The sequence below is a fragment of the Flavobacterium panici genome (genome assembly GCF_903819335.1).
Lineage (GTDB): Bacteria > Bacteroidota > Bacteroidia > Flavobacteriales > Flavobacteriaceae > Flavobacterium > Flavobacterium panici.
Genome location: NZ_CAIJDE010000017.1, coordinates 98841 through 121834, shown reverse-complemented (window position 1 = coordinate 121834; position 22994 = coordinate 98841). Strand labels below are relative to the sequence as shown.

General features: G+C 35.7%; 14 protein-coding genes. 9 read left to right on the top strand and 5 right to left on the bottom strand.

The genetic code is table 11. The features are described 5' to 3' along the window. Positions 1–14: 14 nt before the first annotated feature. Positions 15–1061, bottom strand: a complete 1047-nt coding sequence (thiL, locus tag FLAPXU55_RS00640) for a thiamine-phosphate kinase (RefSeq protein ID WP_180856006.1) — start codon at positions 1059–1061, stop codon at positions 15–17. A 415-nt stretch (positions 1062–1476) separates the two neighbouring features. Here thiL and FLAPXU55_RS00635 point away from each other — a divergent pair, with 415 nt between their 5' ends. Both FLAPXU55_RS00635 and FLAPXU55_RS00630 read left to right on the top strand, forming a co-directional pair. Further along, positions 1477–1956, top strand: a complete 480-nt coding sequence (locus FLAPXU55_RS00635; RefSeq protein WP_053473431.1) for a DinB family protein — start codon at positions 1477–1479, stop codon at positions 1954–1956. 46 nt (positions 1957–2002) lie between these two features. Next, positions 2003–2500 (top strand): DinB family protein, encoded by a 498-nt coding sequence (locus FLAPXU55_RS00630; protein ID WP_053473455.1) that lies wholly within the window; start codon positions 2003–2005, stop codon positions 2498–2500. Positions 2501–2539: 39 nt separating this feature from the next. Here the strand turns inward: FLAPXU55_RS00630 and FLAPXU55_RS00625 are convergent, their stop codons facing one another. The 4 genes from FLAPXU55_RS00625 to FLAPXU55_RS00610 form a co-directional block, all read right to left on the bottom strand. After that, positions 2540–3499 carry a helix-turn-helix transcriptional regulator gene (locus FLAPXU55_RS00625; protein WP_180856005.1) on the bottom strand — a complete coding sequence of 320 codons (960 nt, stop codon included), beginning with the start codon at positions 3497–3499 and terminating at the stop codon, positions 2540–2542. Positions 3500–4294: 795 nt separating this feature from the next. Next, positions 4295–6091, bottom strand: coding sequence for a translation elongation factor 4 (gene lepA, locus FLAPXU55_RS00620; RefSeq protein ID WP_053473429.1), 1797 nt, complete (start codon positions 6089–6091; stop codon positions 4295–4297). 164 nt (positions 6092–6255) lie between these two features. Continuing rightward, positions 6256–6990 carry an NUDIX hydrolase gene (locus tag FLAPXU55_RS00615; protein WP_053473428.1) on the bottom strand — a complete coding sequence of 245 codons (735 nt, stop codon included), beginning with the start codon at positions 6988–6990 and terminating at the stop codon, positions 6256–6258. Positions 6991–7010: 20 nt separating this feature from the next. Further along, on the bottom strand, positions 7011–7727 hold the full coding sequence (locus FLAPXU55_RS00610; RefSeq protein WP_053473427.1) for an NUDIX hydrolase: 717 nt from the start codon (positions 7725–7727) through the stop codon (positions 7011–7013). Between the two features lie 463 nt (positions 7728–8190). On the opposite strand from FLAPXU55_RS00610, the gene FLAPXU55_RS00605 reads away from it, so the two are divergent. The 7 genes from FLAPXU55_RS00605 to FLAPXU55_RS00575 all read left to right on the top strand — a co-directional run bounded on the left by FLAPXU55_RS00605 (position 8191) and on the right by FLAPXU55_RS00575 (position 22985). Further along, positions 8191–11304 (top strand): SusC/RagA family TonB-linked outer membrane protein, encoded by a 3114-nt coding sequence (locus FLAPXU55_RS00605; protein WP_180856003.1) that lies wholly within the window; start codon positions 8191–8193, stop codon positions 11302–11304. A gap of 12 nt (positions 11305–11316) precedes the next feature. Next, complete coding sequence (locus tag FLAPXU55_RS00600) at positions 11317–12918, top strand: RagB/SusD family nutrient uptake outer membrane protein (RefSeq protein ID WP_180856001.1); 1602 nt, start codon at positions 11317–11319, stop codon at positions 12916–12918. Positions 12919–12938: 20 nt separating this feature from the next. Then, positions 12939–13802 carry a hypothetical protein gene (locus FLAPXU55_RS00595; protein WP_180856000.1) on the top strand — a complete coding sequence of 288 codons (864 nt, stop codon included), beginning with the start codon at positions 12939–12941 and terminating at the stop codon, positions 13800–13802. Between the two features lie 84 nt (positions 13803–13886). Beyond that, the gene (locus FLAPXU55_RS00590) at positions 13887–16373 is read left to right on the top strand and encodes a glycoside hydrolase family 2 TIM barrel-domain containing protein (protein ID WP_180855998.1); all 2487 of its coding nucleotides are present in this window, start codon (positions 13887–13889) and stop codon (positions 16371–16373) included. Positions 16374–16569: 196 nt separating this feature from the next. Continuing rightward, complete coding sequence (locus FLAPXU55_RS00585) at positions 16570–18969, top strand: glycoside hydrolase family 31 protein (RefSeq protein ID WP_180855996.1); 2400 nt, start codon at positions 16570–16572, stop codon at positions 18967–18969. 299 nt (positions 18970–19268) lie between these two features. Continuing rightward, on the top strand, positions 19269–21275 hold the full coding sequence (locus FLAPXU55_RS00580; protein ID WP_180855994.1) for a glycoside hydrolase family 97 protein: 2007 nt from the start codon (positions 19269–19271) through the stop codon (positions 21273–21275). A 138-nt stretch (positions 21276–21413) separates the two neighbouring features. Beyond that, a complete protein-coding gene (locus tag FLAPXU55_RS00575; protein WP_180855993.1) occupies positions 21414–22985 on the top strand; it encodes a GH39 family glycosyl hydrolase in 1572 nt (523 codons plus the stop codon). Positions 22986–22994 lie beyond the last annotated feature (9 nt).

Sequence of the window (22994 nt, the reverse complement as noted above, 5' to 3'; positions counted from 1 at the left end):
ATTTAAAGAATCATTTATTCACTCAAAGCATCCCAGCCGCGAGCTTTTAAAGCAATTTTAGTATTGGCACGAGTTACTAAATGAACGCCTTCACTTTCATCGGCCATATGTCCAATTATTGAAAAGTTTGGATTCCCTTTAATTTTATCAAAATCATTAATATCAATAGTAAAAAGAAGTTCATAATCTTCTCCGCCATTAATAGCAACCGTTGTGCTGTCGATATTAAATTCTTCACAAGTCGAAATAAACTGCGGATCTAACGGCAGTTTATCTTCATATAAATTACAACCCACTTTTGACTGTTTGCACAAATGAATAATCTCTGAAGATAATCCGTCAGAAATATCAATCATTGAAGTCGGTTTAATTTCAAGAGCATGCAAAAGTGTGCGAACATCAGTTCTTGCTTCTGGTTTTAACTGTCTTTCGACCAAATACGTATAAGGATCTAAATCTGGCTGACTGTTTGGATTTACCTGAAAAACCTGTTTTTCACGTTCCAAAACCTGTAATCCCATATAAGCAGCGCCAATATCTCCGGTTACAACTAATAAATCAGTTTGTTTTGCACCGTTTCTGTAAACGATTTCATTTTCATCTGCTTCACCAATTGCCGTAATGCTGATAATTAATCCTTTTTGAGATGAGGTTGTATCACCTCCAATAACATCAACTTTATATTCTTTTGCAGCGTGTGTAATCCCTTCAAACAATTCTTCTAATGCTTCTAACGGAAAACGATTAGAAACCGCAACAGAAACCGTAATTTGAGTTGGTTTCGCATTCATTGCGCAAATATCAGATAGGTTTACTACAACTGATTTATAACCCAAATGTTTCAACGGCATATAAGCCAAATCAAAATGTACGCCTTCTATCAATAAATCTGTAGAAATAACGGCTTTTTTAGCCGCAAAATCAAGAACTGCGGCATCATCGCCAATGCTTTTTAAAGTAGATTCCTGAGTAACATCAAAATTTCGGGTTAAGTGGTCAATTAAGCCAAACTCGCCTAATTGTGCTAAACTGGTACGCTGCGGATTTTTATCTTCGATCATTTTTTCTGAGTTCCAAAGTTTGTGAGGGGCAAAGGTACAAAGGTTTTTTTTAAAGATGCTATCCCGATAGCTATCGGGACTGAAATTCTAAGACGCTAAGTTTTTTTCTAGCATGTTTATTTGGTACAAATGTATTGTAGAGACACACAGCAGTGCGTCTAAGATCCAGTAACCACAATTTGCTCCATATATCTAATTTATCACTTTTATTTTTTTTAATAAATTGGGGTTACGTTGCGGGAGTCGCACTGCTGTGCGTCTCTACCATACATCTCTACAATTATACAATGCACCTCTACCGTGCGTTTCAACAGCAGGAAAAAAAATATTTTAAATTATTTTTTTTCCTGCTGACAAACTGTTGTCACCAGCCCATTTTACTTTTGATGTATAGAAATTTAAAAACTTTAAAATCATGAAAACATTAGAAGCACAAGTAATTACATCAGAAGATTTATTAAAACACTGGCAAGGTCACCGTGCCCTTACACGTCGTTTAATTGAAATTTTTCCAGAGAAAGATTTCTTCGAATTTTCAATTGGCGGAATGCGTCCTTTTGCAAAATTAGTTGATGAACTTTTAGCAATTGCGGTTCCAGGTTTGAAAGGAATTGTAACTAAAGAAACCGCACCGTTCTCAGAAGGAGCAGAAAAATTGATTTTTAAAGCGCAGTATCTTGAAAAATGGGACGAAGCGACAGCAGAAATCAATAAATATTGGGAACAATTGTCTATTGAAGATTTCAGCGAAACCTTTAATCTTTTTGGACAATATGAGTTTCCTGTTATTCAGAATATTTTATATTTTATTGATAATGAAGTTCATCACCGTGGACAGGCTTATGTGTATTTAAGAGCTTTAAATATCGAACCGCCATTTTTTTGGGAAAGATAATCTGATAAAATTGTAACTTTATTGAATAAATCTAAAATTAATGGCTATGAGTTTAAAAAAGATAATGACCAATTATGCAGATTATAATCTATGGGTAAATCAGCAATTTATAAATTGGCTTTCGCCGAAATCTGATGAACTGCTGTATGCAGAAGTGCCTTCGAGTTTTTCAACAATTGTAAAAACACTCGATCATATTTGGTCTACCGAAGAATATTGGTTTTCTGTTATTGCTGAAAAAGACATGTCAGAAAAGAAACCGGAAACCGAATTGTCTAAAGAAGAAATCTTTGCAGGCTTATTAAATTCATCGACAAAATTGAAACATCTTATTAATTCATTGTCAGAAGAAGATTTAGTTAAAGAAGTTAAAATCGTTAATCCGTGGTTTGAATGCGAACAGCCAATTGCCGATTATTTAATTCAGGTTATTAATCACGGCACTTATCACCGAGGCCAGATTGTAACAATGGGACGAAACATCGGAATTACCGACGCCTCAAATACAGATTATAATTTTTATAATGTTGTAAAACAGAAATAAAATAAAAAACTCCCGAAAGATAATCTCTCGGGAGTTTTTTTATAAAAGTCTTTGTCTGTTAATTTCCAGTAATTCTAAAGTTCGTTTTTTTAAAATTTGCGGTTCAAGAATTTCAGCATGATCTCCAAACATTAAAAACCAACGCGGAAAACCACTGTCAATATCGCGGCACATAAACGTCATTTCTATTTTGTCGTCGATTTCTTTTTCAGAAATAAAACCGTGATATTTTTTCTCGGTTGACAAATATCTTGCAATTTTCTTCTCAATTAAAATGCGGACTTTTGTTGTTGGGCAAGTTTCTGTTTTATTTAAATAAGTTTCTAAAGCATCGTGTTCGATTGTAAAATCACAATCTGTTTTTTTAATACCCTGAATTCTATCTGTTCTAAACTGACGATAATCTTGTCGCAAATGGCAATATCCTAAAAAATACCAATTGTTATTATCGTGAAAAACGCCCACAGGTTCTATGTTTCTTTGTGTAGTTTCATCAGCATCAAACGTTTTGTACAAAAGTAAAATCTGCTTTTTCTCTGCAATACCTTCAAAAAGCAGCGATAAAGTATTAGGTGAATTATTATTGAACATTGGCTCCGCCGTGCTCATTACAACTCGTGATTCTATGTTTGAAACCCAATCTTTATCAGTACTTCGCAAAACCGATTTCAATTTGTACATCGCCGATGCATAATGATTTCCTAAAGATGGATCAGTAAATTTCTGCATCAGTTTTTCAGCAGCGATAAAACTGCTTACTTCTTCGCGCGTAAACATTACAGGCGGAAGTCGGTAACCTTCCATCAAAGCATAACCAACTCCGGCTTCGCTGTAAATAGGAACGCCAGAAGCTTCAAGAGTTCGAATATCCCGATAAATTGTTCGCAGACTGCAATCAAAACGATCTGCCAATTCCTGAGCTTTTACAATTTTTTTAGATTGTAATTGAATCAGGATGGCAACAATTCGGTCAAATCGTTTTGGGCTTTCGTCGAGCATTTTTTTGGAGGTTTAGGTTTTTTGAAAAGTTACAAAGTTCAAAGATACAAAGGTTCAGAGTTTAAAGAAATAAAAAACCTGTCTCAAATTAGGACAGATTAATTGGTTAAATTATCCATAATTTATATCTGTAGAGACGCACAGTAGTGCGTCTACGCCCAGTAAATCCATATTTTATTCCCTTTGGTTTTTGCTGTTGTCGACATACTTTGCGTAGACGCACTGCTGTGCGTCTCTACAATTCTGTGTCGTAAATAGGCAGGTTAGAAATATTTCATAATGTACATCTGTAGAGACGCACAGCAGTGCGTCTACGTCCAGTAAATCCATATTTTATTCCGTTTGGTTTTTGCTGTTGTCGATATAATTTGCGTAGACGCACTGCTGTGCGTCTCTACCCAATTTTGTGTGGGGAAATAGACATAGTAGAAATATATTTTTACAAAGTATATCCGTAGAGGCGCACAGCAGTGCGTCTACGTCCAGTAAATCCATGTTTTATTTCTTTTGGTTTTTGCTGTTGTCGACATACTTTGCGTAGACGCACTGCTGTGCGTCTCTACAATTCTGTACGGGAAAATTAGACGTAGTAGAAATATATTTTTCACAAAGTATATCCGTAGAGACGCACAGCAGTGCGTCTAGATCCAGTAGATCAACAAAGAAATAATTAGCTTTACATCTACACAATCAAAATCCACAACTCCAAAAAAAACAAAAACCCGATAACGTCAGTCATCGGGTTAAATCTATATTCTATTCTCTTTATTCTTTCTTCTAAAAATAAAAAAAAATCTAATCGTTCAATTTCAAAACAGCCATAAACGCCTCTTGCGGAATCTCAACGTTTCCTACCTGACGCATACGTTTTTTACCTTTTTTCTGTTTTTCAAGAAGTTTACGCTTACGCGAAATATCTCCACCGTAACATTTTGCGGTAACGTCTTTACGAAGTGCTTTTATCGTTTCACGAGCGATAATTTTAGCACCAATTGCAGCCTGAATCGGAATGTCGAATTGCTGTCTTGGGATTAATTCACGTAATTTCTCGGTCATTTTTTTACCGATGTTATATGCGTTATCTTCGTGAATCAATGCAGAAAGCGCATCAACCGTTTGAGCATTTAAAAGAACGTCAAGTTTTACTAATTTCGAAGTTCTCATTCCGATAGGAGAGTAATCAAAAGAAGCATAACCTTTAGAAACTGTTTTTAAACGATCGTAAAAATCGAATACAATTTCGGCCAAAGGCATGTCAAAATTCAATTCAACTCTTTCAGTCGTTAAATACGTTTGGTTTGTAATTAAACCACGTTTTTCGATACATAAACTCATTACGTTTCCAACAAAATCAGATTTTGTAATAATTGTAGCTTTAATATATGGCTCTTCAACTCTGTCCAGTTTTGAAGGTTCCGGCAAATCAGAAGGATTGTTTACAATTAATGCTTTTTCAGGCTCTTTTTTAGTGTAAGCCAAATACGAAACGTTAGGAACTGTAGTAATTACAGTCATATCGAACTCACGCTCTAAACGTTCCTGGATAATTTCCATGTGAAGCATTCCTAAGAATCCACAACGGAAACCAAACCCTAACGCTGCAGAACTCTCAGGAGTAAATACTAACGAAGCATCATTCAATTGTAATTTCTCCATCGAAGAACGTAAATCTTCGTAATCTTCAGTATCAACAGGATAAATTCCGGCAAATACCATTGGTTTTACGTCCTCAAAACCAGTAATCATATTCGTAGTCGGAACTTTTGCATCCGTAATTGTATCACCAACTTTTACTTCGCGCGCTTCCTTAATTCCAGAAATCAAATAACCAACATCTCCGGCAGAAACTACGCTTTTAGGAACTTGATTTAATTTTAAAGTTCCAATTTCATCAGCAAAATATTCATTGTCCGTAGCCATGAATTTAATTTTCTGACCTTTTTTAATTTCACCGTTTACAACTCTAAAGATTACTTCGATTCCACGAAACGGATTGTAAACCGAGTCAAAAATCAAAGCTTGTAATGGTTCATCAGGATTTCCTTTTGGAGCAGGAATTTTTTCGATAATTGCTGCTAAAATATTTTCAACACCAAAACCGGTTTTTCCGGAAGCATGAATAATATCTTCTAATTTACATCCTAATAAATCGATAATATCGTCGCTTACTTCTTCTGGATTAGCACTTGGTAAATCAACTTTATTTAAAACCGGAATAATTTCCAAATCATTTTCTAAAGCCAAATACAAGTTAGAAATAGTCTGCGCCTGAATACTTTGTGCCGCATCAACAATCAAAAGCGCACCTTCGCAGGCAGCAATCGATCTTGAAACTTCGTATGAAAAGTCAACATGCCCCGGAGTATCGATTAAGTTTAAGATATATTCTTCACCTTTATAAGTATATTCCATTTGTATGGCGTGACTTTTAATGGTAATACCGCGCTCGCGCTCCAAGTCCATGTTGTCAAGCAATTGTGCTTTTTCCTCACGAGCTGTAACAGTTTGAGTAGCGCCCAATAATCGGTCTGCCAGTGTACTTTTACCGTGGTCAATGTGTGCAATAATGCAAAAGTTACGTATCTTCTTCATTTTAATATATCAGTTCTCTAATCGATTTTAAGTGTTTTTTTGGATGCAAATTGCGCTATAACAATTGTTTCATAGCATCTTATTAAGGGGCAAAGATAGCGCAAAGTTTTGGATTCTGGAATGATGTACGATGGATAGTTAAATCGTAGAATTCAATTTTTTAATTAAAACTCAAAATTGAATCCTTTTTCAGTCAGTTTCTTGTAGATTTCGGCATCAAATTTATAGAGTTTTGCAGCTCTGTGCGAAACATCCTGCTGCTTTTCATCGAGTGCCAAAAGCAGCTTCATATGCAGAATTTTTCGGCGGAAATTAGATTTGTCCAATTCAATTCCCAGTATTTCTTCATAAAGATGCATTAATTGCAGTAAAGTAAATTTTTCGGGCAAAAGATTAAAACCAATTGGCGCCTGACGCACGCGGTTTCGAAGCTGCAGTAAACTGAAATTTAAAATCTCATTATGGTCAAAAATTAAATTGGGAACCTCATTAATCTTACACCATTTTGCTTCACGAACCGCTATACTTGCCCTAACATTATAATCTTCTTGATTTACAAGTGTATAATAACCAATAGTTACAATGCGGCGATCGTGAACACGACCCGGATTTGTAAAAGCTTTTAACTGCTCCAGATAAATATTATCCAGACTCGTAAGTTCATATAAAATTCGCTGTGCAGCATCATCGGCACTTTCTTCCCTTTTCAGCCAGCCTCCTAATACGCCCCAGCTTCCTTCGCTTTCTCCGCCGGCATGCTGAACCAATAGCACTTCAAGACTTTCTTTTTTAAAACCAAAAATGACACAGTCAATTGAAATTCCGTCAATTGCTGTCGCATTATTTAAAGCAGATTTGCTTTCGGTTTTAGAAGTTTTTGTAGAAGATACTGTTGCCATTTAGCCTTTATGCTTGTTTTTTAAAATTCAAAATTGAAACCTTTTTCAGTCAGTTTTTTGTAAATATCAGGATCAAACTTATACAATTTTGCAGCCCTGTGTGAAACATCCTGTTGTTTTTCGTCTAAAGCAACTAATAATTTCATATGCAGAATTTTTCGGCGGAAATTAGATTTATCCATTTCAATTCCCAGGATTTCTTCATAAAGATGCATCAACTGCAGCAAAGTAAATTTTTCCGGCAAAAGATTAAATCCAATAGGCGCCTGACGAACGCGGTTACGAAGATTTTGTATACTATAAGATAAAATTTCGTTGTGATCGTAAATCAAATCAGGAATACTGTTGATTTTATACCATTTAGCATCAGAAGCTGTAAAACCTGCTTTAATATTATAATCTTCTCTTTTTACAAGCGCATAGTAACCAATAGTAATAACACGGCGAAGCGGGAAACGATCCGGATCTCCAAAAGCCTTTAACTGCTCCAGATAAATATTATCCAAACCAGTAAGTTCGTTTAATAAACGATGTGCAGCATCATCCGTACTTTCTTTTTTATAAATCCATCCACCGGGTAAACCCCATTTTCCTTTACTGATACCTTCTGCGTGCTGGACTAAAAGTACTTCCAGACTTCCTTCATCAAAACCAAAAACAACGCAGTCAATTGTGATTGCATTCATTGCATTTTGTTCGCTTTTTGCAACAGAGTCGGCATCTACTTTTTTATCCATATGCGAAATAAATTTTGACAAATTAAACAAATAAAATGCATAACTGTCTTTTTTGATTACTTAATATTTTTTTAACAGATCAAAAAATTGATAATCAGCTGATTGAAATTACGATGAAAAATTAAATTACAAATAAAAATCTTTTAAATGATTGATTGTCAAAACGCTATAGCGTTATTTTTTTGATGTTTTTTATTTCGTTTTAATCTTTAATCTTATCGGATTGACAAAAATGAATCCCCATAAATCAGAATAGAAAAAAAATAACCTTAATATTTTGCTAAAATAGAAAAAAAGTTTTACACTTGTAGTCAAATTTACCATAAGATAAATTCAAAATGACTATAAGTTTTAAAAAACTAACTTTTGAATTAGAAGGAGAAGGTAAATTATAGAGAAAAAGAACTTACACTTTGATCACAATAAACGTAACTAACTTAATTTAAACCAACTCTTATTTACTATGAAAAGCAAATATTGTATTAAAACAACAATGCTCTCGTTTTGCACGATGCTGTTGTTTAGCTTATTTATGATGCAGTCGGCTTTTGCTCAGGCACAATCCCGATCTGTGAATGGAATTGTAACATCGGCTGTTGACGGAATGGGCGTTCCCGGAGCATCTGTCTCTGTAGAGGGAACTAAAATTGGTGCCGCAACCGATTTTGATGGAAATTATAAAATAGAGGCAAAAGCAGGAGACGTTCTTGTTTTTACTTTTATTGGATTTAAAACTCAGAAAGTAACAGTAGGAACTCAAAAAACTATCAATGTTACCATGCAGGAAGAAACTGCAGAACTGAAAGAAATTGTAGTTATCGGGTACGGTACACAAAAGAAAAAGGTCAATACTACCGCAACTTCATTAGTTTCAGGAAAAGACATTCAGCAGGTAGCAACCCTAGATGTTACAAATGCTTTGCAAGGTCAGGCTGCGGGTGTAAATGTCACTTCAACTTCTGGGCAGCCGGGAGCGGGAATGGCAGTAAACATTCGTGGAGTTGGAACAGCAGGAAATAATACACCTCTTTATGTAGTTGATGGGGTTGTTGTAGATAACGGAATTGGATATCTTGATCCTTCTTCTATAGAAAGGGTTGACGTTCTAAAAGATGCTTCTGCAGGATCTATCTACGGAGCCAGAGCGGCAAATGGGGTTATTTTGGTAACAACAAAAAAAGGAAAAGATGGTAAAATGAATGTGTCTTTTAATTCTTATACAGGTTTTCAGCAAGTAGCTAAAAAACTGGATTTATTAAATACACAGGAATATACTACTATCATGAATGAAGCGCGTGTAAATTCTGGTTTAACACCATTATATACGCAAGCACAAATCGCGGCGTTTCCAAATCATGACTGGCAGGACGATTTGTTTAACGAAGGCGCAATAAAACAAAACCATTCGCTTACAATTAGCGGAGGTGATAAAAAATCTACAATTGCAACCGGATTATCCTATTACGGGCAAGAAGGTATGATTGGCGGTTCAACAAATCAATCACAATATGATCGTATTACATTCAATGTAAATTCAACTTCAGAAGTAATTGAAAACTATTTAAAAATTGGAGAAAACTTCTCTTTTGCCAATATTAAAAGCTCAGGAGTTGCAGATCAGGGAATTTACAGTAATGCCATCAGAAGCTTTTTGAATGCAGCGCCAATTGATGCGGCTTATGATGCCAATGGAGGTTTTGCTCATTCTTCTATTTCAGCAGATATCAGCAATCCGCTTGGATCATTGTATTATAATAACTTCAATGAAACAAAATCAAACCGTTACGTAGGAAACATTTTTGCAGAATTAAAATTCTTTAAAAATTTCACCTACAGAACAAGTTTTGGTGTTGATATGACGGATAGCAATTACCGTTCTTTCAAACCGGTTTATTCTCTTTCTTCAAATGATAATAATACGGTTTCGAGCGTTACTCAAAATGCAACTAAATCTCTAGGATGGATTTTTGAAAACACGATTCAGTACAAAGGAACTTTAAACGGAGTCCACAATTTTGATGTATTAGTTGGTACTTCTGCCAAAAAAAACACTTCCGATTTCATGGAAGCAACGGGTAAAAACTTAACTTTTGATGATTTTGCTCATGCTTATTTGAGTAATGCTACAGATCAGACATCAAATACAGTAAAAGGAAATCGTGGAGATTATGGAATTCAGTCTTATTTTGGACGTTTATTGTATGATTTCAATAACCGATATTTATTTACAGCAACTTTAAGAAGAGACGGTTCATCAAACTTTGCAGCTTCAAACAGATATGGATATTTCCCATCAGTTTCTGCAGGTTGGAATGTTGATAAAGAGGCTTTCTTCCAGGAAAATAAAGTTTTAAATTCATTGAAAATCAGAGCAAGCTGGGGACAAAATGGTAACGATCAAATTCCTGCTTTTTCTTATATGTCAACGATTAGTTCGTACAATAAAAACTATCATTTCGGAACAGGAACAGAAACGCTGCAAACAGGTGCAAGCCCGGATCAGCTTTCAAACCCTGATTTAAAATGGGAAACGTCAGAGCAATTAGATCTTGGATTTGATGCTGTTTTGTTTAAAAACTTCTCATTAACATTTGATTACTACGATAAAAAAACAAAAGACTGGCTGGTTTTAGCATCTATTCCAGTGTATGCAGGTGCTACAGCTCCTTATATTAATGGAGGAGATATTCAAAATAAAGGATTTGAAATTGCTTTAGCCTATCATACTAAGTTTAATGAAAATTGGAATTTTGCTGTAAACGCAAATCTTTCGCACAATGAAAACAAAGTACTTAGAGTTGCAAACAGCGAAGGCATTATTCATGGAGATCCAAATTTATTATTCCAAGGAACAGATGAGTTGAACCGTGTTGAGGTTGGACAGCCAATAGGTTATTTCTACGGATTAAAAACAGCAGGAATTTTTCAGAATGCGGCAGAAGTTGCAGCAAGCGCACAACCGGGTGCAGCGCCTGGAGATGTTCGTTTTGTAGATTTAAATGGAGATGGAAAAATTGATGCTAATGATAAAACCAAAGTTGGAGATCCAAACCCTGATTTTACTTACGGTTTAAATTTTGACTTATCATACAAAGCATTTGACTTAACAGTTAATACTTATGGTGTTGCAGGAAACCAAAATGTTTTCGGCATTCACGATCCAACACGCGGTTACACAAACTATACTACAGATGTTTTAAACAGATGGACTACAGAAGGAAGTTCTAACAGAGTTCCAAGAGTTACTTACGGAACAGATTCAAATGGGAATTACACGAAGTTTTCTGATTTATATGTTCAAAATGCTGATTTCTTCAGAATTAAGAATGCAACTTTTGGTTGTGATTTAACAAAATTGACAAACAAATTGAACTTCTTCAGCAAATTCAGATTGTATGTTGCGGCCAATAACCTATTCACTTTTACAAAATATAAAGGAATGGATCCTGAAATTGGATTTGGGAATACTGCAAGAGACAGCAACGGTAACTTAACACAACCGTGGGCAAAAGGAATTGATGTTGGATATTACCCACAGCCTCGCACGTACATGATGGGTCTAAATGTTAACTTTTAAATTATGAAAACGATGAAAAAATATATAAAATTATTAGCTGTCTCAAGCTTGTTCGTTTTAGGGGCTTGTTCAAATGATTTTCTAGATACGGAGCCTTCTACAACCAAAGTTGAAGAGAATTTTTATAGAACACCAGCCGATGCTTATTCAGGATTGATTGCTGTTTATGATGTATTACAACGCGAAGCTTACGGCGGACCTTTATTGATAAGTGAACAGGCTTCTGATGATTGTTTTGGAGGATACGGTATTGCCGATGCACAGACAGATATCGAATGGGATAGATTTTTATTTGTTTCGAATAAAGAAATGAATGCCGATGTATGGAAATATGCCTATTTAGGAATTTACAGAGCCAACATTTTATTAGAAAATCTGGATAGAGTAAACTGGGGATCTGATACAGCTTTAAAAACTAGATACGAAGCAGAAGCTCGTTTTTTAAGAGCACATTTTCACTTTATGGCAGCTAAAATGTTTGGAGATATTGTGCCATTAGACCATACCATTAAGGCAAGCGAATTTTTATTGCCAAGACAACCGGCTGAGGTAACATACGCTTTGATAGCAAATGATTTAAAATTTGCTTCAGATAATTTAAACAATGATAATTATTCTCAGGCAGGAAATGCTAATTATGGACGCATTACAAAATGGGCTGCAGAAGCTTACTTGGCAAGAACATTTTTATTCTACACGGATTATTACAAAAAAACGGATTTAGCAGGAGTTATAACTAAAGCACAAGCCGTTACTTATATTAATGATGTAGTAAATAACAGCGGACATGGACTGGTTGCTGATTTTGCTAATCTTTGGTTAGCAGCATCTTTCGATAAATTTGCCGGAGAAGACAATACAGAAATGGTTTGGGCTGTTCGTTTTAATGGTTCAGGAAAAGGAGACTGGAATTTGAATGAAGGAAACCGTTTTCAGGTTAATATCGCACCCCGAGGCGGAGCAATTGGCCCTTATGCAACAGGATGGGGAGGAGCAACTGTTACTCCTAAATTGTATAATGCTTACGAACCTGGAGATACCCGCAGAGATGCAACAATCATTGATTATAAAAATGAAAGTTATAAAGGAAACCCTTTAAATTTTGATGCGGTAGCAAGAGAGCAGCGTCAATACACAGGATATTCATGGAAAAAATACTGCCCAATTAACAATGATGCAGGAACAAGTATTGTAGAAGCAAACGGAGGAAATTTCCAAATTGATAACTATCAGGATTTTGCTGTTATACGCTTTTCTGATGTATTGTTAATGGCTGCCGAATTAAATTTAGAAACTAACAGTGCTTTGGCATTAGCAGATATAAACAGAGTTCGTGACAGAGCGTTTAAAGATACAAATCACAGATTAACAGTGGCTAATTTTAATAAAGCTGCCATCATGAAAGAACGCCAATTAGAATTAGCTCTGGAAGGGTTACGTTATTTCGATTTAATCAGACAAGGAGTTGCTGTAGCTAAAGCTGAAATTGATAATGCAAACGTTGATTCTCAATTTAATGTAACATTTAGAACAGAAACGCAAGGCTGGTTTCCATTACCGCAATCTCAAATAGTTCTTTCTAACGGTACTATTTCACAAAATCCAGGTTGGTAATTAACTAAAAACAAACTATTATGAAACGTATATTATATATTTTAATAGCTGCAATAACACTAAGCTCACTACTGTTTTCATGCGAGCCGGTAGAAGATCGCGAGAGTTTGCCAGCAGTGACTTTAACATCGTCAACACTTAAGTTTTCGGTAACACAGAATGCCGCAAATAAGAATATTGTAATCTTAAAAAATCAAGATCCGGAAGTAATTCCATATTGGAGATATGTAGACGGAAATGGTAATGAATTAGGGCATTCTAATAAAGGCGAGGATCAAATTACATTTCCTTTTGCTGGAAAATATACCGTTTATTTTACGGCTTATACAAGAGGAGGTTCTGTAGATGCAGCCCCGGTAGAAGTAAATGTGGAAGAAAATGACGAAACGTATTTCAGCGATCCAAAATGGGCCATGCTAACTAATGGCGTAGCAGGTAAAACTTGGGTTCTGGATTTTATTGATCCGGTTGGCTGGGCAGGTTTAGACTATCCTGCCGCATCTGGAGACAACTGGAACTGGTTTCCGGATTATGCAAGTAACTCATGGATCATGCCAAGCAAAGACTGGGGAGAAATGTATTTTGATTTGAACGGAGGTTATAATACTACCGTAAAACAAACAGCAATTAGCAGTAATGTGCAGACAACCAAAAAAGGAACTTATAGTTTTGAAATCGCCAATAATAAATTAATTTTTAATGGAGGCGTAGAAATGCTGTATGGTGGAGATTATTATGCAGATTGTGCTATTTGGTACAGTGTAAAAGTGGTTGAACTTAAAGATAATTCATTGCGTCTGGCTGTTATTCGTAACCAAAGCAGAACCGGAGAAGGCGTTTGTTTAATCGTTTTTCATTACAAGCCTAACCATAATACATTATAAAAAAGAAAACTACCGGTAGGGGATCGATACAGACACCTATCGGTATGTTTATATTTGTTATACAAACCACAAAAACGACTATCTATGAAAACCACATTTAAATATCTGAGCAGACTTTCAGTTTTGATTTTTTCTGCGATGTTTTTATTAAGTTCCTGCAGTAAAGAAAATACTTTTTCAAACCGAAAAATCTCTTTTAATGCAGACTGGAGTTTTCATTTAAATGATAGTTTAACAAATAAAGATACCATTGGAACTTCAACCAAATGGAGAACCTTAGATCTTCCGCATGATTGGAGCATCGAAGGCAAATTTGATGAGAAAAGCTCAGCTGGATATGGGGGTGGATCACTAAATGGAGGCTTAGGTTGGTATAAAAAAACTTTTAAAATAGCAAAAGAAGATATAAATAAAATAATATCAATAACTTTCGATGGCGTTTATAAAAACAGTGAAGTCTGGATAAACGGACATTATTTAGGAAAACGTCCAAACGGATATATTGGCTTTCAATATGAACTTTCACCATACTTAAATTACGGAGAAAAAACCAACGAAATAATTGTAAAGGTTGACAATTCAAAACAACCAAATTCACGCTGGTATTCAGGATCAGGAATTTTTAGAAATGTCTGGTTAGAAACCACAGATAAATTACACGTTGAACATTGGGGAACTTATGTTACAACTCCAAAAGTTACTGCCGAAAAAGCTTCTGTAAATATTGAAACTAGAATTCAGAACGATCATTTAGAATCAAAAAAGTTAACATTAGTAACTACCATTTATAAGGAAGATAAAAAAGTTACCTCAGGCTCCACTACATATATAACGCTTACTCCAAAAAGCGGCACATTGCTAAATGTAAAAGCAGAAGTAGAATCGCCAGTTTTATGGTCAGTTGAAAAACCAGAATTGTATACAGCTATTACGGAGATTTTGGTTGATGATAAAATTGTTGATCAATACAAAACGAATTTCGGAATCAGAGAATTTAAATTTGATTTGAACAAAGGTTTTATTCTGAATGGAAAACAAGTCAAAATCAAAGGAGTTTGTATGCACCACGATTTAGGTCCATTAGGTTCTGCCATCAATACGCGCGCAATCGAACGTCAGTTAGAAATTCTGAAAGAAATGGGCGTAAACGGAATCAGAACTTCTCATAATCCACCCGCTCCGGAACTTTTAGATCTATGTGATAAAATGGGTTTCATTGTCATGGATGAAGCTTTTGACATGTGGAAACAAAACAAAACCAAATACGATTATGCAAATGACTGGGACAAATGGCACAGAATAGATTTAGGCGATCAGTTGCGCCGTGACCGAAATCACCCAAGTATTTTTATATGGAGTATAGGAAATGAAATTCCGGAACAATGGAATGAAACAGGTGTTGAAATTGCAAAAGAATTGGCAGAAATCGTTCGCATAAACGATAAAACCCGCCCGCTTACAGCAGCCATGAATCCGCCGGTAAATATGAATATTGACGCCGTAACACTGCAATTTGAAAAGAAGAATGTTCAGTTTAATGCCATTGCAAAATCAGGTATTTTAGATCTTATCGGATATAATTATGCGCATCAAACCTATGAATATCATCAAAAGAATTTCCCAAACACACCATTTATAGCAACCGAAACAACTTCAGGTTTAGAAACAAGAGGTTATTATGATACCGTTTCAGATACTATAAAAAAATGGCCTGTAAGATGGGATCTTAAATTTACAGAAGGAAATCCCGGAAACACCGTTTCAGCTTACGATCAGGTTCAGGCGCCTTGGGGTTCAACGCATGAAGCAACCTGGAAAGTCATTAAAAAACACGATTTTCTTTCGGGAATGTACATTTGGACAGGTTTCGATTATATCGGAGAACCAACTCCTTACGAATGGCCATCTGTAAGTTCCTATTTCGGAATCGTGGATTTAGCCGGTTTTCCAAAAGACGTTTATTATATGTACCAAAGCGAATGGACGGATAAAACGGTTCTTCATATTTTCCCACATTGGAACTGGAAAGCCGGACAAACCGTCGACGTTTGGGCCTATTATAATAATGCCGATGAAGTCGAACTTTTCGTAAACGGAAAATCAGTTGGAAAAAGAAGCAAAAAAGGAGACGATTTACACGTAATGTGGAGAATCCCTTTTCAGGCCGGAACGCTAAAAGCCATTTCTCGTAAAAACGGAAAAACAGTTTTAGAAAAAGAAATCAAAACAGCCGGAAATCCTTCGCAACTAAAATTAACCGCAGACAGAAGTACAATTAAAGCCGACAAAAATGATTTATCATTTGTAACCGTTGATATTTTAGACGATAAAGAAACTTTGGTTCCAAATGCCAATAACGAAATCAATTTCTCATTAACAGGAAATGGAAAAATTGTAGGCGTTTGCAGCGGAGATCCCGTAAGTCACGAATCGTATAAAGGAAATAAACATACTGCTTTGGCTGGAAAATGTCTGGTTATTGTACAATCTGGAGATAAAACAGGAAGAGTGGAATTAACCGCAAAAGCAAAAGGATTAAAACCCGCAACAATTGTAATCACAACAGAATAATAATACAACGTAAACGTTCCTGCAAGGTTTCCAAAACCTTGTAGGTATAATTAAGTTTTAAATAAGTCAACACAAAACCTACAAGGTTTGAAAAACCTTGCAGGATGAATAAAATGAAATTTTAAATAGAAGAAAAAATACAAACCTACAAGGTTTTGAAAACCTTGCAGGAGAACTAACATCTAGAATATTACCAATGAAAAACGCACAACTAAGCACTTTGTTTTCAATCTGTATGTTTGGATTGCTGCTTACGCCAAAAGCATCGGCACAAATCCAAAATGCAGATGTGTTAAACGCTCCAATAGACATCAGCAAAGATTTTCAGAATTACCTGAACACGTTTTATTTTGCCGATGAACTAGCTTCTTTCGATCCGGCAACCGGAAAAGGAACTATAAAATATTTGAGATACAATTACAAAACGCGTCAGGCTTTCAACAACATGATGATGAAACCTGATGTTGAAAAGGCTAACGAATTTCCAACAACAGAATATGAAGAATCTCCTGTTTTGCCATTCGAAATTCAGTTTGTTTCAGATAGAACGATCCGAATAAAAACAACCTCAGGACCACAATTTCATCCACAAAAAGAATCTTTAATGTTGGTTGACGGCGTTGCGCCAAATCATCCGGAATTATGGAAATATTCTAAAATCGAAGGAGGACATAGTTACACAAGTAAACACGGAAGAGTCGAAATTTTGACCAAACCTTGGCACGTAAAAATCTACGATGAAAATGGAAAACTGCTGACCAGTACACTTCACGATACCGATTTTAAAAATTCTTATACACCAACACTTCCATTCTCTTACGTTCGAAGAAACAGCGATTATTCAAGAAGTATGGGCGCGGCTTTTAGCTTAGAACCAGACGAAAAAATATTTGGCTGTGGAGAATCGTTTACGCAATTCAACAAACGCGGTCAAAAAGTAGTTTTATGGACAGATGATGCTAACGGAATCCAAAATGAAACGATGTATAAACCAATTCCGTTTTATATGAGCAGCCGCGGTTACGGAGTTTTCATGCATCACTCAACACCAATAACCGTTGACTTTGGTAAATATTTTGGAAGTGCCAACGAAATGTACATTGGCGATGACGAAGCTGATTTGTTTTTCTTCATCGGAGAACCAAAAGACGTTTTAGATCAATACACCAATTTAACCGGAAAAGCTGCAATGCCTCCGCTTTGGTCATTCGGATTTTGGATGAGCCGAATTACTTATTTCTCTGAAAAAGAAGGAAGAGAAGTTGCTAAAGATTTGCGTAAATACAAAATCCCAACCGATGTAATTCATTTTGATACAGGTTGGTTTGATGTAGACTGGAGAAACAATTACGAGTTTGCAAAAGCACGTTTCCCAAATGCAACAAAAATGATGTCTGATTTAAAAGAAGATGGTTTTCATGTGTGTCTATGGCAATTGCCTTATTTCACACCAAAGAATACTTTGTTCCCTGAAATCATGGACAAAAACTTAGCCGTAAGAGATAGAAAAGGAAACCTTCCTTATGAAGATGCCGTTTTAGATTTCTCAAATCCGGAAACCGTTACTTGGTATCAGGCAAAATTGAAGAAACTATTCGACGAAGGCGTTTCTGTTTTCAAAGTTGATTTTGGAGAAGCTGCTCCGCCAGACGGAATTTACCATTCGGGAAGAACAGGATTTTACGAACACAATTTATATCCGTTACGATATAATAAAGCTGTTGCCGAAATTACTCAAAAAGAAAAAGGATATACTTTAATCTGGGCAAGAAGCACTTGGGCAGGATCGCAGCGTTATCCGTTACATTGGGGAGGAGACGCGGAAACTTCAAACGGAGCAATGTCGGCAGAATTACGCGGCGGACTTTCATTAGGTCTAAGCGGATTCAGTTTCTGGAGTCACGATGTGGGAGGATTTGCTACAAAATCACCAGAGAATTTATACAGAAGATGGGCACCATTCGGGATGTTTACTTCACATGTAAGAAGCCACGGAGAACCTCCGCGCGAACCTTGGTTATACAGCAAAGATTTTCTGGAAGGATTTAGAAAAGCAGATAATATGCGTTATGAATTAATGCCCTATATCTACGCTCAGGCAAAAGAAAGTTCACAAAAAGGGTTGCCAATGATGCGTGCTTTATTTGTAGAATATCCAAATGATCCGGGAGCCTGGTTAGTGGATAATGAATATTTATTTGGATCAAGTATTTTGGTTGCACCGCTTTTTGAAGAAGTAACAGAAAGAGACGTTTATCTTCCGGAAGGAATCTGGATTGATTACCAAACTAAAAAAGTATACCAATCGGGCTGGCATAAAATCAAAGCCGGAGAAGTACCAATTGTAGTTTTGGTAAAAGACGGAACAGCATTGCCTCACATCGGTTTAGCACAATCGACAAAAGATATGGATTGGAGTAAATTAACGTTGAAAGTTTATGCAAGCGATAAAACAACTTCGGCGACAGCCAAAGTATTTTTACCAAATGACACTGCCGTTCAGGAAATAAAAGTGACCAAAAACGGAAACAATTTCGATGTAACAACAAACCCATTAAACGGAAAAACCACTTTTAAAACAGAGTGGATAAAATAAAAAAGTTTGCCACGAATTGCACGAATTTCCACGAATTAAATTTGTGATAATTTGTGTAATTCGTGGCAAAAAAAAGTCACAGATTAGAAAAATTAAAAATTAAAAAATCTGTTTAAATCTGCAGAATCTGCGTGAAAAAATAAACACAAAGTATTAAAAAAAATCATTTTAATCTGTGAAATCTGTGGCCTAAAAAAATAATCCCAACTACGGATAAAAATAAGTTTTTGTTGAGTTTCTAAATCGGGCGAAAGCCTTGCCAACGCCCGATTTATTAAAAATGAATTAAGAAAAATATCATGAAAAAACACCTGATTCTTCCCGCTTTATTACTTTCAGTTTCGATTGGATACAGTCAGAAAAATAAAAATGCGTACGAACTCGCTTCGCCAAACGGACAAAATAAAATCAAATTTGAACTCGTAAAAAATGCTCCGAAATACGCCGTTTCACACGGAAAAACCGAGATTATTACACCATCAGATTTAGGATTTTTATTGAAAGGAAATGAAGATTTCAGTACCAACTTCGAAATCAAAAATGTCAAAAAATCCACTTTTGACGAAACTTGGGAACAAGTTTGGGGAGAAAAGAAAAATATCAGAAATCATTACAATCAGTTATCTGTAGAGTTGCAGCAAAAAACCGGAAACAAACGTAAACTGCAAATTCAGTTTAGAGCTTTTGATGACGGAGTTGCTTTTAGATATGTATATCCAAAACAAAATGTAAAAGACAGTATTTTCATTATGGATGAAAAAACGACTTTTAATTTAAAAGAAGATGGAAAAGCATGGTGGATTCCGGCAAACAGAGAAAATCGTGACGAATATTTATTTGAAGCGGCTCCGGTTAGTAAACTGGACACCGTTTTGACTCCATTAACTATAGAAAGTAAAAGCGGATTAGCCTTAAGTTTTCATGAAGCAAACCTAATTGATTACGCCAGTACAACTTTGGTAAATAATGTTGGCACACAATTAAAAACAGATTTGGTTCCTTGGGCAGACGGCGTAAAAGTTCGTGTAAAAGATACATTCACTTCTTCTTGGAGAACCATTCAAATTGGTGAAAAACCAGCAGATTTAATTATGTCTTATTTGATTTTAAATCTGAACGAACCAAACAAATTAAAAAACACAAACAGCTATTTCAAACCCTATAAATACTTAGGAATTTGGTGGGGAATGCACATTGGAAAATATACTTTTTGGGAAAGCGACAAACAAGGCGCAACCACAAAACACGCCGAAGAATATATTGATTTTACAGCAAAAGAAGGTTTTCATCATTTGTTGATCGAAGGCTGGAACAAAGGCTGGACGCCGGGCTGGTATGAAAACCGTATGCACATGTTCAGTTTTACTCAAAACGCCGACAATTTCGATTTAGAAAAAGTGGTTGAGTACGGAAAGAAAAAGGATATCGAATTAATTGGTTATCACGAAACAGGTTCAAACCTGATTAATTATTTAAAACAAGTTGACGAAGGTTTTGCTTTATACAAAAAACTCGGAATTCATACCGTGAAAATTGGTCATGTTGGCTCTAAATTGAATATGAAACAAATGCACTTCGGGCAGTTTGGAGTAAATTATTTCAGATACATTTTAGAAAAAGCAGCACAATATGATTTAGCTGTTTTATATCACGAATCCATAAAAGATACTGGAGAGCGCAGAACTTTTCCAAACATGGTTTCGAGAGAAGCAGCGCGTGGACAAGAATACAACGCTTGGAGCGAAGGAAATCCGCCGAATCATTTAAGTATAATTCCGTTTACAAGATTACTTTCAGGACCGATGGATTTTACTCCGGGAATTTTTGATGTTGAGGTAAAACAAGGTTATCCGGGAAAAAGAATTCAGGGAACTGTTGGGCAGCAATTGGCAATTTATGTAACGACATATTCTCCAATTCAAATGTTGGCTGATCTTCCTGAAAATTATGAAGGGAAACCAGCTTTACAATTCCTAAAAGATGTTCCAACAGATTGGGAAGACACAAAAGTGCTAAACGGAGAAATTGGTCAATACATCACAACGGCTCGTAAAGACAGAAACAGTGCCGACTGGTTTTTAGGAAGTATAACAAATGAAAACCCAAGAGAACTTGAAATTTCACTTTCTTTTTTAGATAAAAACGCAACTTATGAAGCACAGATTTATGCTGATGCCGAAGGAACAGACCAAAAACACAATCCCGAAGCAGTAGCCATTTCGAAGACAACCGTAAAAGCTTCCGATTCGCTAAAATTAAAATTAGGCGGAGCGGGAGGAACAGCAATTAGATTTAAAAAATTGTAATTACACAGATATTCAAACCCGACAAGTTTTTTAAAACCTGTCGGGTTTACTCAACAAAACGATTACAAACAATTTGTAGAAACGCAATTCGTAGAGACGCACAGCAGTGCGTCTAACACAACGTAATTCCGAACAGATATGAAAAGAATTTTTATACTACTGGTTTTAATTCATTCAATCCAAATTATTGGACAAAATAACAATGCTGAAAACCGAATCATAAAAATCGATTACAATAAAGAAGCAGGAAAATTAAACACCATGTTTAAAGAATGCATCGGGGCCGGAAGAGCAAACGAAGGTTTACGTGCCGACTGGCAGGAACAATTAGCATTGGTTAAAAAAGAATGTGATTTTAAGTACATCCGAATGCACGGTTTATTGACCGATGACATGGCCGTTTATCGAGAAGACGAAAAAGGAAATCCTGAATACAATTATCAATACGTCGATGTTTTGTTCGATTATATAGTAAGCTTAAAAATGAAACCTTTTGTAGAATTAGGTTTTATGCCGAATGCATTGGCAAGCGGAAAAGAAACTATTTTTTGGTGGAAAGGAAATGTAACGCCACCAAAAGATTATAAAAAATGGGAAGATTTAATTCAAAATTTAACCCAGCATTTTACAGAACGATACGGAGCAGAAGAAGTAAAAACATGGTATTTTGAAGTTTGGAACGAACCTAATTTATCACCAGGTTTCTGGACAGGAACACAAGCCGATTATTTCAAATTATATGAATATGCGGCACGTGCAGTAAAAAATGTAAATAAAGAGTACAAAGTCGGCGGGCCAGCGACAGCAGGAGCGGCGTGGGTTCCTGAAACAATTGATTTTTGTGCGAAGAACAACGTTCCAATAGATTTTATTTCAACACATACTTACGGCGTAAAACACGGATACCTGGATGAATTCGGGACTTCGGGGACTATTTTGAGTCAGGATGAATTCAGCGTAAGTGGAGATATTTTAAATTCAAGAAAACAAATCGCAGCTTCGGCAAAACCAAATCTGGAATTGCATTATACCGAATGGAGTGCTTCTTACACTCCGGCAGATCCAATTCACGACAGTTATCATTCTGCAGCGTATATTCTGCAAAAAATAAAACAAGTTGGTAATGCCGCAAATTCAATGTCTTATTGGGTTTTTACTGATATTTTTGAAGAAGCCGGACCAAGATTTACACCTTTTCACGGTGGTTTCGGATTATTGAATACGCAGGGAATTAAAAAACCAGCCTATTTCTCGTATTATTTAATGAATAAATTAGGAGAAACAGAACTTCAGAATGCAGATAAAAATTCATGGATAACTAAAAATGAAAAAGGTGATGTACAGCTTTTGTTTTGGGATTTTACGAACACACATCCGGGCGATAAAGTTTTAAACCAAACTTATTATCTTCAGGATTTACCTTCGAAATCAAAAGGAGTTGTAAAAATCGAATTAGACAATCTGGTAAAAGGAAAATATAATCTGGAAATCTATAAAGTTGGTTATAAGACACACGATGTTTATGCCGATTATCTGGCCATGAAAAGCCCAAAACAATTGAGTAAAGAACAGGTAAAATTGCTCAAAGAAAAAAATAACGATTGTCTGCTTTCTACAGAAAAAATAAAAATAGATTCAAAAGGAGCATTCAATAGAGAAATTGCAATTAACGAAAATGACGTTTATATGTTTAGATTTGTGAAACAGTAAACTAACTAT